This window comes from Streptomyces sp. NPDC032745 (genome assembly GCF_055579465.1).
Window position 1 is genome coordinate 137,219 of record NZ_JBVING010000018.1, and the last position, 12,446, is coordinate 149,664.

The following is a 12,446-nucleotide window of genomic DNA, read 5'->3' on the forward strand; positions in this document are numbered from 1 at the left end:
GTGCTCACCAGGACCGAGGACGCGGCCGTACTCCTGGACAAGAAGTCCGGCACGTACTTCCGTATCAACCCCATGGGGACTGCGGTGTTCGAGATGCTCGCCGCCGGACGCACCCAGGACGAGGTCGTGAGCGAGCTGTCCACACGCCATCCGGCGGCCGCCGACCGGATACCCGGCGACGTCGCGAAGCTGATCGACACCATGCGGCGCGCAAAGGTGCTGGTGTGACGTGACACTGCCCATGACCCTGGAGCCGCGCGCCCGGCTGCCCCTGCGCCGACGGCCCCTGCCGATGCTGGCCGTCGCGGCGAGCCGCCTGCTGACCTGGCTGAGCCCGCACGCGTTGGAGCGGGTGCTGCGCCGGGCCAGCGGCGGCGCCCGCCCCGCCACCCACGCCGAGGCACTGGCCGCGCGCAGCGACGTCGTCTCCGTCAGCCGTCGCGCCGCCGGACCGTACTGCCTGGAACGCTCGATCGCCGCGGCCCTGCTGGCCCGACTGCGCGGCAGCTGGCCCGACTGGGTCTCCGGCGTCAGCCTGATGCCGTTCGCCGCGCACGCCTGGATCGAGGTGGAGGGGCGGGCGGTCGGCGAGTCCATGCGGCTGGACGCCTTCCACAAGAACATCGTCGTATCCCGCGCCCCCCGCACGGAGCGGAGCGGCGGGCGACACGACCACACCTCCGAGAGTTGAGAGGGACGGACACCATGGACACCAAGCGCATAGTGGAGCAACTGGCGAGCCGGGGACACGCCCTGGTACCCGGCTTCGTGACGGGCGAGGCCCTCGCCCGGGCGCAGGCCGCGATCGGCACCTACTTCCCCGACCCGGAGGGAAGCGGGAGCACCCCCGAGGAGGTCAACGCCCTCAAGCACGCGGTTCCGTTCCCCTTCACCAGCAACGACCTGAACCGGCACGCGCTGGACACCCGGGTCATCGACGTCGTCGAGGACCTGCTCGGCACCACGGACCTGCGGCTGACGAGCTCCTTCATCCAGGCCAAGTACGGCACGGCGTACGGGGAGAGCCGGGACCAGACCCTGCACAACGACGCCTGGGCGGCCAGCAGCCTGGTGCACCCACGTGCGGACGGCGTCTACCAGCGCGTGTACGGCATCCTCTACCTGACCGACGTGACCGTGGACACCGCGCCCACGTATGTCGTCGACCGCGCCGCACACCTCGGGCTTCCCCTGCTGACCGACGCGGGCAAGGGCTCGTACGACAAGGCGGAGTATCCCGGACTGTACGAGCAGGAGCGGCCCGTGGAGGCAGAGGCCGGCTCGCTCCTGCTGTTCGTCGGCGACATCGTCCACCGGGGGTCGGCCTACAACGAACGGCTCGGGCGGCGACTCGCGCTCTTCTTCAACATGCACGGCGCGCAGGCCCGTTGGACGGACAAGCACCTGTGGTCGATGCGGCCGGCCCACCCCAACTGGGACACCCTGCACGAGCTCATGGTCGAACTGGACCCGCGCCAGCGCCACCTCCTGGGCTTCCCGCCCCCCGGGGACGACTACTGGACCGACGAGACGATCGGGCACCTGGAGCGGATGTACCCCGGGATCGACTCCAAGCCCTACCTGCCGCCGACCCCGGCTCAGGTCCCGGCTCAGGCCCCGGCTCAGGCCCCGGCCCCGGTCCCGTCGCCGGTCGCCCCGTGACGACGGAGCGGTCCGGGTACGCGGGACTGGCCGTCGACGGGCTGCGCTACCTCGGAGACGTACTGGAACTGGGAGACGGCTTCGACGCGGCGGCCGAGGAATCCGTCCGGACCCTCTTCGACGGCTGGGGCCACCGGGTCTCGCGGGACTTCGACGGCGGCGGGACCAGGCAGGACGCCGTGTCGACCGCCCCGTTCGAGTACTCGCTCGTCCTGCGGGAGGACCGCGTCGACGTCCGGCTCTTCTTCCGGCCGCTCCCCGAACGGGGCCCCGCCACGGTGTCCGGGAGCTGGGAACGCGGCCGGCGGACACTGGCCGAGCTGGAACGCCTGGGCGTCGCACGCCTGGAGCGGGCCCGGGAGGTCGCCGACCTGTTCCGGCCGCGCAGCGAGCGGGCGGCGTTCGGGATGTGCCTGGCGGCCTCGGTCCGCGCCTCGGGCATCGCCCGCCCCAAGGTGTACTTCGACACGCTGGCGGCGGGCGCCGAACACAGCCGGGAGACGGTCGGGACGGCGCTCGGCCGGCTCGGCCAGGGCGGGGCGTGGAGCTGGCTGAAGCGCCACGACCCGCAGGGCATGGCGCACCTGATGCCGGCCTTCTTCGCGCTCGATGTGGACGAGTCCCCGCACGCCCGGATCAAGTTCTACACCACGGTCGCGGAACGCTCGACCGCCGAACTCGAAGCACGCCTGGCCCCTTTGGGCCGCGGTGCGGCGGCCGCCGCGGTCGGCCTGGTCGCGGACACCGCCCCGCAGGGCTCGACGGCGCTGGACACGCCGGGGGTACGCCCGACCCTGTGCTGGAGCATGACCTCGCGCGACGGGGCACGGCCGGACGACGCCACGCTGTACCTGCCGTTCAACCTGTACGCCCCGCAGCAGCAGGACACGCACAGCCGGCTGCGCAGGAGGCTCGACCCCGCGCTCCTGGCCCGGGTGGGGCGGCTGGTGAGCGACCACGCCGCGGCCGTGGAAGGGCGGGCGAACCCCTTCCACTGGGCGGCGGCCAAGCTGGTCCACGGCGGGCGGGCCCTCACTCTCTACACCTCGGCCGCGGCGGTGGAGGCGGCCCGGACGGTCCGGGCCCCGGCGCAACCCCGTTCGGACTCCCTTCCGGTCGCGACGTAGCCGTATCCGGCGAGGCGTCCGACCGGCGCGGGCCGGCAGCTGCCGGAGCGCGCCGCGGCAGTTCGAGGACGTCCGCGATCAGAGTCGGCCACGGCGAAAACCGGGTACTCGATGCGGACACGGCCTGTGAGGCTGTGCGGGTGACTGAGACGACCCCTTACGACGCCGACCGTGCCCGATTCACCCGCCAGGCGCTGGCACGCCTGGTCCTCTGCGATCACGCCGTGGACGTCGCCGATGGCGCCACGGGCCTGGTCGCCACCGAGAACGACCCTGACGCCGGTCCCGGGGGCCGGGTCAGCCAGGCGTTCCAGCTCATCGAACTCGCGGAGCGAGCTCTGGTCTCGGCCGTGGTCTACGAACGCGAGCGGGGCAGCTCCTGGACGGAGATCGCCCAGTATCTCGGAATCGGTCCAGCAGAAGCGGAAGAGCGCTTTGCCGAGAACCTGGACGGCTGGAACACGGCCTTCGACGTCCCCTACCGGCTCGACGACACCGGCCGAAAGCGCATACCCCAGCTGCCCACGGCAGCGTACGACCCCGCGTGGGCCTGCACCCAGCTCGACCGCTGGGCCGGGAACCGGCTCATTCTCGTCAACGACAAGCACCCCGTCAGTTCGGGTCTCGTCATGGCTGCGGCTGAGGACGTAGCACCCCCGGTCACCCCGTAGCGGTGCTCGGCCACGCAGGAACGGCGATCGTTTCGACGAACGGAACGCGAGCCTGAAGGCAGCCGGCGGCGCTCCGGGGTGAAGCGGGAGGGGGGACGCGCCGCACGCTTCCTGGTCGCGGCGGCCGCCGCGTCGCATGCCTCAGCGAACGCCGGCTCCTCGCTGCGCCGGCTTGCCCGGCCCGAGCCGTCGAAGTGGACGGCGCAAGCCTGCTGCATCGAAGCTCGCTCGTTCGCATGGCATGCCAGCGGGTCGCAGCGACTCCAGCGGAACGATTCGTCATGGTGGGACGCGGACACGGCCCAACCCGGCAAAAGACACGCCGATGAGTGAACCCGCATGGGCAGACTCAGCATCACCGCCCAGGCCGCCCCTGCCGTCGCGCCGGACACGCTCGTCATGGTGTGCAGCTCTGGACGGCTGTTCGCTGCAGCGCGGGTGGACTCGCGGGAGCGACGGTGACCTCAGGAGAACACCTGCAGCAAGGGCACAGAAGTTGGATCACATGACTACGTGGAAAGGCCGGAAATGGACAAGAAGAAGCCGAAGAACCAGGACGATCCGGAAACACTCTCTGACGAAGAGATGATGAAAGTGATCAATGAAATCCTCGACAGCGTCCCACCCGAGCAAGCCGAGGACTGCCTCCTCGCCATTGCCGAAGGGAGACCGGCTCCCCGGAGCGTTCCGGTTGAACTGACCCCCGCCCAAGCGAACAGCCTTCTCCTCTTCCTGCACAGAGGCGGCGGCTGATCCGTCCCGGATCGACGGGGCACACCCAGGTGGTGCTCTCGGCGTACTCGAGGCGAACGTGCTCAGTGGTGACAGGCTGCGTGCTCGAGACGCGGGAGCCGATCGGTGGGCAAAGGAGGCGTTGTCCACCGACGCAGGCTGCGTGCCGTGTTCGGCAGCTGGCGGGAGAAGTCCACCGGCGGCTCCCCACCCGGGGCCTAAGCCGGGGAGGACGCCCCGGACAGCCGCAGCAGCGCCCGGGTGACCTCGGGGGCGTGGGCGGCGAAGGGGCCGAGGTCGGTGGCGCGGGCGTAGGCGGGGTGGTCGGAGAAGGCGTCGAGCCGGTCCAGGGCGCGCAGACCGTAGTACGCGGACGGTTCCGCCGCCGCTCCGGGTGCCGGATGTGCGGTTCCGGCGACGACGGCCGGCAGGATCTGCTCGAACAGCGCGTGGCAGGCGCGGACGCCACGGAGCATGACCTGGTGGTAGCGGTCCTCGGGCCCGACGGGGAAGCGGTGTTCGGCCAGGACGCGACCGGTGTCGATACCGACGTCGACCTCGTGGACGGTGGCGCCGTACTCCGTGTCACCGTGCAGCAGCGCGAACAGGACGGCGACGGAGGGCAGTCCGCGGTGCCGGGGCAGCAGCCCGTTGTGGATGTTGAGGATGCGCAGTCCCTCGACCCGGAGCAGCGGCTCCCGGAAGATGTGCCGGTTGTTGAGGGACCAGACGATGCCGTCGGTGCAGGCTCGGGCCAGCGTCCCGGCGTGGGCGTTGATGTCCGCGACCGCCAGGTGGGGCGCGTCGGCAACTGCGGCGTCCAGCGGGTCGGCGGAGCAGACCAGGTCGACCGGGTGGCCGCGGGTGGCGGCATGGGCGACGGCGCGGCGCAACAGGGATCCGTCTCCGACGAAGATCACGCGGATGCCTCCTCGCGGGCGGCGGTCAGCTGGGCGCAGACCTGCTCGAGCGTCAGGTCCCGTACCAGGCACTCCAGACTGCCGGTGAACCGCTGGGCCTGGCCGGGAGTCAGCAGGTCCGAGGAGACGGCGGCGAGCATCTCGACGAGGGCCAGGGAATCACCGCCGAGGGCGTGGAAGTCGGAGTCCGCCGACAGCCGCGCTCCGTCGACGCCGAGGATCGCCGCCCAGTGGTGCCGGACACGCGCCTCCAGAGTGACCGCCGCGGACGCGACCGGTGGGGGTGCGACCGGCGTGGTGCGGGCGAAGGGGTCGGGTAGGGCGTCGAGATCGGTCTTGCCGCTGACCGTGCCGGGCAGCGCGTCGACCACGACGACATGGGCGGGGACGAGGTGCGCGGGCAGGGTCCGGGTGAGCTCGGCCCGCAGGACGCGGTCCAGGTCCGCGCGTACCTCGGGGTCGTCGGAGTGCGGCAGTACGTACGCGCACAGCACGGCCGCCGCGGAGTGCGGGCGCCGGCGGGGCACTACGACGGCCCGGCGGACGGCGGTGTGGGTTTCGAGGACGGCGACGACTTCGGCGGGCTCGACGCGATGCCCGGCGATCTTTACCTGCTCGTCGATGCGCCCGGCGAACTCGACCGCGCCGTCGGCCAGTCGGCGTCCGAGGTCACCGGTGCGATAGACGCGGACTCCGTCGGGGCCGGTGGTGAAGGGAGAGCGCCGGCCGACGCGAGAGCCGTCGGCCGTACGTTCAGCCGGGGCGAGGTAACCGCGGGCCACTTGGACCCCGCGTACGACGATCTCGCCGGTGCGGCCGATGCCGCCCGGTCCGCTGCCGATGGCCTCACCGTCCTCGCCGACGAGGTCGACCCGGGCGTACGGGCCGGGCAGGCCGATGGGGACGGTGGCGCCGGTCTCGCTGCCGTCCACGGTGTGGGCGAGCACGGCGACGGTCGCCTCGGTGGGCCCGTACGCGTTGATCACACGGCAGCCGGCCCCGAAGGCGGCGCGCGCGGACCGTACTGCGGCGGGGGTGAGGGGCTCACCGCCCAGCAGCAGGGTGCGCAGATCGTGCGCGGGGCCGCTGCCCGCGGCGTCGAGGAGGGCGAGGTGGGAGGGCGTGAGCGCCAGGGTGTCCGCGCGGTGCTCGGCGACGAGCGCACGCAGGGCGCCGGGCGAGGCAGCGCCGGGCGCGAGGACGGCCGTACCGCCGGCCAGCAGCGGCAGGAAGAGGGGGAAGCAGGAGATGTCGAAGGCGTAGGAGGAGGCGAAGCCGAAGCGGGTGCGACCGGTGACCCGGCAGACGCCGGTCATCCAGCGGACGAATCCCATGAGACTGCCGTGCTCGATCTGCACGCCCTTGGGGCGGCCGGTGGAACCGGACGTGTGGATGACGTACGCGAGGTCCCCGGCGGCGGGCCGCACATCCGCGGCGGCGCTGGTTCCGGCGTCACGGACCGCGCCGACGCCCAGCGCCCCCGCGTCCTCGTCCGGGCCGGGACCGTCGAGGAGGTCCTCGACTGCGAGCAGGGTCCCGGGCACGAAGGGGGCCAGTTCCGCCGCCAGGTGTCGCCGGGTCAGGCACACCCCGGCGGCGCACCCCCGGAGGGTCTCCCCGATCCGCGCGCCGGGGTGGCCGGGGTCCAGCGGCACGTAGGCGGCGCCCGCCTTGAGGATGCCCCACAGGGCGCACACTCCGGCCGGAGTGCGGTCGACGACCAGTCCCACCAGGTCCCCGCGTCCGACGCCGCACCGCCCCAGCCCGGTCGCGATCGCGTCGGAGCGCCGGTCGAGCTCGGCGTACGTGACCACCCCCTCGGGCCCGTCGAGCGCGGGCGCGCCAGGGGTACGGGCGGCCTGGGCGCGGAAGACGTCCACGACGGTGAGCTCGGGGACGGCGGCCGGCTCCGGTTCTGCCGACGCCGACGCCGACGCCGACGGTGACGGTGCGGGGTAACCGGCCGCGACGTCCGGGCCGGACCGGCTGACCTCCACCGCCGTGTCGCGGAAGCCGGCCAGGGTCGCGTCCAGCAACTCCGCCGCACGCGCCGCGAGACCCGGGCCCCCGCCACGGACGCCGAGCGTGATCTCGGTCGCCGTGCCGGTCTCTGCCGCGACCAGCGAGAGCGGGACCAACGGGGCGTGCACCGGCAGCGCGTAGGCCGTGGACGCCGTGAATCCACCGCCGGAGAGTTCGGCCGGGTCCAGGCGGCCGAGGTGGGAGACGACCGCCGACGCGAGGTGTCGGTCGGTGCGCAGCGCCACGGCCTGGGCGGCGCGCAGCAGACCGGCGGTCACGGCCGACGGCAGCGGCGCGAGGGCCGTCTCGAATCCGGTGGCGAGTTCGCGGCCCTCGGCGAGGGCGGTCAGCAGTCGGGTGTGCGCGGCCGTCCAGTCCGCCCCGGGGCACAGGTCCAGGAACAGCGGCAGGCTCAGGTTGCCCGTCGCCGCGATCCCGGGGCGGTGGCGGCGTAGGTCTACGGGCACCATGACACGGGTGTCGAGCCGTGCGGCGTCGGTCAGGGCCTGAGCGAGGCGGGCGGTGAGCGCGGGGTGGCGGCCGGGCAGGGTCCGGCGCAGCCACAGCGTACGGAGCGGGCTGCCGCCGGCGTTGGCCGTGCCGAGCGGGGAGCGGCGGGCGGGGCTGGGCGTGGGCCGCGGCCCGGCGGTCCTGAGCCGGCGCAGCAGCGTGGCTTCGGTGTCCACGTCGAGCGCGGGCCAGGCGGGCTCGCCCCGCAGAGCGCGGAAGACTTCCCGTACCCAGGTCAGGGCGCCGTGACCGTCCATCACGGCGTGCGAGGCGCTGAAGACGAGGGTGGTCACCGCCTGGTCCCCGCCGGCGCCGGGCACGATCAGTACCTCGCAGCCCGGCGGCTCTGCTCGTCGCGACGGCTCGGCGGGCAACACGACCGTCCCCTGCGCCGAGTCGGCGTACGCACCGGCGCGCGGTGCGGCGTACCGCACCCGCGGCGCCGGCCCCCCGGCTCTCCACATCGCCCCGACGCGCACGAGCGAGGACCCCGGGCACGCCTCGGCGGCCTGTGCCAGGGCTGTCTGGAAGTGCCTGCGGTCGGGTACGCCGTCCCCCTCGACGACGATGCGCAGGGCCATGGCCCCCCGGGCATCCCCGGCGGCGATGTAGAGGCGCTCCGTGGGCGACACCGGGCGCCGGTAACGGGCGGCGGCATCGGCGGCATCGGCGACCTGACGGAATGTCATGATCGGCTGTTCCCTTGTTCGGTGCGGTCGGGTGCGGTGCGGTCGGGTGCGGTGCGCAGCGCGGGGCGGCCCGGCGAGACGGACCTGGAGCTGGAGCTGGAGCTGGTGGAGACAGCCGGGCCGGCGGTCCAGGCGGAAACGCCGCCCACCGCCGTCACCCACTTCTGCAGCGCTCGCAGTCCCTCGGCCTGGGTGCGCGGAGCCGCGTAGCCCAGGTCGTGACGGGCGGCAGCGGTGTCGTACGTCGCCGAGCGGGTCAGCAGCGCCAGCATGTAGCGGCTCAGCGGCGGACCCGCATCCGTACCTCTGCCTCTGCCTCTGCCCGCGGACCGGTGGCGCAGGTGCCAACCCGTCTCGACGGCCGCGGCGATCCCGCGGCCGAGGCGGAGCGGGATGCGCGGGGCGGGCGGAGGGCAGCCGAAGAGGGCGCCGACCTGGGCCAGGAACGGCCACAGGTCCGTCTCCTCGCGGTCCGCAACGAAGTAGGCCTTGCCGCCGACCCGCCCGGCGGGGGCGAGCGCGGCACGCAGGCAGGCGTCCACCGCGTTGTCGACGTGGCACAGCGACACCAGGACCCGCTTGCCGCCCGACAGGTCGGGCAGCCGGCCCGCACGCATGGCCTCGACCATGCGCGGCAGGAATCCGGCGTGGTCACGCGGCCCCCAGATGCCGCGCGGGCGTACGGCGCAGGTGGTGAACTCCGGTCCGTCGGCGGCCCGTACGTACTGTTCGGCGATCGCCTTCGTCTCGCAGTAGTGGTTGAACCACCGCTCCGGGTACGGGGTGCTCTCGTCGATGTCGAAACGGTCGCCCTCCCGTACCCGCATCAGCGCGCTCGGGCTGGAGACGAAGACGAACCGCCGTGCCCCCGCCGACCGCGCCGCCTCCAGCAGCCGCAGCGTGCCGGTGACGTTGGCGGCCTCGAACTGCGCACGGCTGCCGTGGTCGACGACCCGTGCCGCACTGTGCAACACCGCCCCGCAGCCCTCCGCCACCCGCCCCAGTGAAGGGCCGTCGGTGAGATCGCCGGTGACGACCTCGACGCCGGGCAGGGAGCGCAGCCGTACGGAATCGCTGCCGGGCCGTACGAGGGCACGGACCGGATGGCCCCGGCGCAGGGCGCCGTCGACCAGGTGCCCGCCCAGGAACCCGGATGCTCCGGTGACCAGGATCTTCACAGCGCTCGCCACCAGGTCGCGCCGTAGAGCATGGTGCGTCCGACCACCTGGGCGGTCCCCTGTCCTGCCTCCCGGCCGCGCGGCAGCGCGAGCGGGATCTGCGCGGCGTGCACGCCGATGCTCAGGACGGCGTCGGCCCACCACAGCCACCGCAGCACCGGGAGGTCCGGTACTCCCGCCGTCGCTGCCCACAGCGCTCCGCCGACGAGGTACGCCCACCCGGCGAGCGGCACGATCCGGACCGCCCGCCGGCCCGAGGGCGATGCGGGCCGGGCTTGCTGCCGCTCGGCCCAGCGGGCCAGCTCCTCTCTGCCGATCTTGGCGTTGTGCCGGATGTCCACGGGGAAGCCGGGGTGACGCAGGAACTCCTGGAGGCCGGTGGTCGGGGCGTGCGCCGCGGCCATCGTGCGCAGTTCGGCGACCAGCTTCGTCCATTCGCCATCGTCGAGCGCTGCCCCGTCCGCCCCGGTCTCGGTCTCCACGCAGACGACGGGCCGCTGCGCGCCGGCCTGCCCGATGCCGACCAGGGCGGTACGCCGCACCAGGGGATGGGCGTTGAAGACTCCCTCGCAGCGCACGGTGTGCAGGTCCCGGTGGGCGGTGCGCACCCGCTGCGCGGCGCGTCCGCAGAACCACAGCCGTCCCTCGTCGTCGAGGCGGCCCAGGTCGCCGGTGCGGTGCCAGATGCGGGGCGCTTCGCCGTCGGGGCGTTCCTCGGTCACCTTGTGTGCGGCGTCGGACCGGGGGGCTCGGTGGTAGCGCAGGCTGACGGAGTCGCCGTGGACCAGGATCTCGCCGACGCGGCCCGCCGGCAGGCCGGTTGCGGAGTCGAAGCGGGCGAGCGGGCCGTCGGTGACGGGGGCGATGGCCACTCGGGTGCCGGGGACGGGCCGGCCGACGCAGGTCCCTTCGCCCGCGGCGGCAAGGGCCGCGGTACCGCCGCCTTCGCGACCGGTGTCGGCCTCGTCGTCGCCGAGGACCTCGGCCGCCTCGATCGAGGTGATCGGCAGTACCTCTGTGGCTCCGTAGGTCACATGGATCCGCGCCTTCTCGTCGAGGACGGAGCGCAGCGCGGCCACGACCGCGTCGGGCACCGGGGCCCCGCCGGAGACGACGCAGCGCAGGTCGGGCAGCGGGTGGCGGCCGCGGGCGGCGCCGGTGAGGTGCCCGGCCAGGTTCCGCAGCAGGGCGGGCGAGGCGAACATCGTGGTGACGCGGAATCGTTCCAGCGCGTCCACGAGCAGCGCCGGGTCGGCCTGGGCGACCCGGGCGGGCGCGAGCGGCGCCAGGACCAGGGTGGATCCGTAGACCAGGTCGAGCACCCCGTAGAAGGGCAGGGTGACCAGGGAGACGTCGTCGCGGGTGCGGCCGTGGACGGCTTCTATCTGGCGGGCGATGGACAGCGCCATGCGGTGGGTGTACTCGACTCCCTTGGCGGGGCCCGTGCTTCCGGTGGTGAAGCCGATCATCAGCAGCTCGTCCCCGCCGGTCGGCGCGGCCGCGTCCGCGTACTTCCCGGTCGCGGGGGTGGCGCGCAGCGCGGCCAGCGTGTGACCGCGGCCGAGCCGGCGCCGCCCCAGGGTGACGGGCACGCGTACCCCGGCGAAGGTACGGCGGCCCAGGACGCGCACGAGCTGCGCGAGGGGCGGCCCGATGAACGCCTCGGCGCCCACGGCCCGGTAGCAGTGCAGCATGCGCCGTACGCCCATGCCGGGATCCACGACGACGGGCACGGCCCCGACCCGGAACAGCGCGAAGCAGAGGGCGAACAGCTCGGGCCCGGGCGGGGCCATCAGCACCGTCCTGGTGCCCCGGGTGATCCCGGCGCGCCGGAATCCGCGGGCCAGTTCCTCGACCGTCTGCTGCAACTCGGCGTAGGTGATGGTGGCGTAGCCGCCGGAGCCGCGGCCGTCGGGGTGGATGACGGCCGGCTTGTCGGGAAAGGCGCGGGCGTTCCGCTCGAGCCACCCGGCCACGCCGTCCGGGTCGGTGGCCGGTCGCTGCACGGCGGGGTCACCGGTGAACCTCGTCTGCGGCACGGGGCTCACCACCCCTCGGGCCGGTAGACGGCGCAGGCCGCGCTGGGTCCGGCGCCGACGGTCACGAACAGCAACTGGTCGTAGTCGTCCCGGCGTCCGCCGTCCCTGGCCCGGAGGTAGCCGAGGACCGGCGCCGCGGTGTGCGGCTCTCCCCCGGCCCCGGCAGCGGCCCCGGCAGCGGTCTCGGACAGGCCGATCACCAGCGTCCGGTCGAGGTCGATGCCGGTCTCCTGCGCGTAGTCGGCGGTGGCACGCGCCGCGAGCTCGCTCAGCCGCGCCTCGTGGCCCGGCTCGCGCCGGACGGTGATCGTGGTCCGTCCCTGGCTGCCCATGGTGTCGGTGTCGAGGTAGCCCTCGACATCGGTGGGCCGGTCGGCGGTGTAGTGGCGCACCGGCCCGAACCCGGCGCCGGGATCGGCACTGCGCTCCAGCAGGAAGGCACCGGCCAGATCCGCGTACGGGTAGCCGGGGTCGCGCGCCGCGTCGCCGCCGGGGTGGACGTCGGCCGCCGTGATCAGCAGCCGCTCGGTGCTTCCCGTCTCCAGCAGTGCCTGCCCCACTTGAACGGCGTTGAGCACACCACAGGCTCCGTTCATCAGGTCGAAGGAGAAACCCGCGGCCGGCTCGGGGTCGGCGATGTAGTCGAGGTTGATGCCGACCTCCTTCTGGACCAGGGCCGACATGGCCGGTTCGAAGGTGTTGTGCTCCCGGTAGACGCCGGCGTTGATGAGTACGCCGATCGACGAGGCCGGCACCCGCGCCCGGTCCAGGCAGCCACGGGCGGCCCGGGCGGCAAGGTCCACGGCCGAAGCCGGGGCCTGGGCCCCCGGGGCGCCGGTCGGGGCGGACGCGTCGGGCACAGCGGTTGCGGCGGCGGTGATGACGATGCCCATGGC

At 73.7% G+C, this 12,446-nt stretch carries 11 protein-coding genes; 6 read left to right on the top strand and 5 right to left on the bottom strand.

Annotated elements, in window-relative coordinates:
* The 6 genes from ACZ5WG_RS35110 to ACZ5WG_RS35135 all read left to right on the top strand — a co-directional run bounded on the left by ACZ5WG_RS35110 (window position 1) and on the right by ACZ5WG_RS35135 (window position 4,213).
* Window positions 1–228: a lasso peptide biosynthesis PqqD family chaperone gene (locus ACZ5WG_RS35110; protein ID WP_468728545.1), complete on the top strand. Its 228-nt coding sequence runs from the start codon at window positions 1–3 to the stop codon at window positions 226–228.
* A 1-nt stretch (window position 229) separates the two neighbouring features.
* The gene (locus ACZ5WG_RS35115; protein ID WP_468728546.1) at window positions 230–691 is read left to right on the top strand and encodes a lasso peptide biosynthesis B2 protein; all 462 of its coding nucleotides are present in this window, start codon (window positions 230–232) and stop codon (window positions 689–691) included.
* A 14-nt stretch (window positions 692–705) separates the two neighbouring features.
* Window positions 706–1,662 (top strand): phytanoyl-CoA dioxygenase family protein, encoded by a 957-nt coding sequence (locus tag ACZ5WG_RS35120; protein ID WP_468728547.1) that lies wholly within the window; start codon window positions 706–708, stop codon window positions 1,660–1,662.
* Complete coding sequence (locus ACZ5WG_RS35125) at window positions 1,659–2,789, top strand: hypothetical protein (protein ID WP_468728549.1); 1,131 nt, start codon at window positions 1,659–1,661, stop codon at window positions 2,787–2,789. Before ACZ5WG_RS35120 ends, ACZ5WG_RS35125 begins: the two co-directional genes overlap by 4 nt.
* Before the next feature lie 140 nt (window positions 2,790–2,929).
* Window positions 2,930–3,460 (top strand): hypothetical protein, encoded by a 531-nt coding sequence (locus tag ACZ5WG_RS35130; protein ID WP_468728551.1) that lies wholly within the window; start codon window positions 2,930–2,932, stop codon window positions 3,458–3,460.
* A 528-nt stretch (window positions 3,461–3,988) separates the two neighbouring features.
* Window positions 3,989–4,213 (top strand): hypothetical protein, encoded by a 225-nt coding sequence (locus ACZ5WG_RS35135; protein WP_468728552.1) that lies wholly within the window; start codon window positions 3,989–3,991, stop codon window positions 4,211–4,213.
* 197 nt (window positions 4,214–4,410) lie between these two features.
* On the opposite strand, the gene ACZ5WG_RS35140 is transcribed toward ACZ5WG_RS35135, so the two are convergent.
* From ACZ5WG_RS35140 to ACZ5WG_RS35160, 5 genes are read right to left on the bottom strand one after another with little or no spacing between them, the layout of a single operon-like run.
* On the bottom strand, window positions 4,411–5,112 hold the full coding sequence (locus tag ACZ5WG_RS35140; protein ID WP_468728554.1) for a formyltransferase family protein: 702 nt from the start codon (window positions 5,110–5,112) through the stop codon (window positions 4,411–4,413).
* Window positions 5,109–8,333 (bottom strand): amino acid adenylation domain-containing protein, encoded by a 3,225-nt coding sequence (locus tag ACZ5WG_RS35145; RefSeq protein WP_468728555.1) that lies wholly within the window; start codon window positions 8,331–8,333, stop codon window positions 5,109–5,111. Before ACZ5WG_RS35145 ends, ACZ5WG_RS35140 begins: the two co-directional genes overlap by 4 nt.
* Entirely contained in the window at window positions 8,330–9,523 is a 1,194-nt protein-coding gene (locus ACZ5WG_RS35150; protein WP_468728556.1) for an NAD-dependent epimerase/dehydratase family protein, read from the bottom strand. The genes ACZ5WG_RS35145 and ACZ5WG_RS35150 overlap by 4 nt, the downstream gene beginning before the upstream one ends.
* The gene (locus tag ACZ5WG_RS35155) at window positions 9,508–11,550 is read right to left on the bottom strand and encodes a fatty acid CoA ligase family protein (RefSeq protein WP_468728558.1); all 2,043 of its coding nucleotides are present in this window, start codon (window positions 11,548–11,550) and stop codon (window positions 9,508–9,510) included. The genes ACZ5WG_RS35150 and ACZ5WG_RS35155 overlap by 16 nt, the downstream gene beginning before the upstream one ends.
* A gap of 5 nt (window positions 11,551–11,555) precedes the next feature.
* Window positions 11,556–12,443 carry a hypothetical protein gene (locus ACZ5WG_RS35160; protein ID WP_468728559.1) on the bottom strand — a complete coding sequence of 296 codons (888 nt, stop codon included), beginning with the start codon at window positions 12,441–12,443 and terminating at the stop codon, window positions 11,556–11,558.
* Between the last annotated feature and the right edge of the window lie 3 nt (window positions 12,444–12,446).

Coding starts and splice junctions, on each gene's coding strand:
- ACZ5WG_RS35120 (WP_468728547.1), top strand. CDS start 706: ATGGACACCAAGCGCATAGTGGAGCAACTGGCGAGCCGGGGACACGCC.
- ACZ5WG_RS35135 (WP_468728552.1), top strand. CDS start 3,989: ATGGACAAGAAGAAGCCGAAGAACCAGGACGATCCGGAAACACTCTCT.
- ACZ5WG_RS35145 (WP_468728555.1), bottom strand. CDS start 8,333: ATGACATTCCGTCAGGTCGCCGATGCCGCCGATGCCGCCGCCCGTTAC.
- ACZ5WG_RS35160 (WP_468728559.1), bottom strand. CDS start 12,443: ATGGGCATCGTCATCACCGCCGCCGCAACCGCTGTGCCCGACGCGTCC.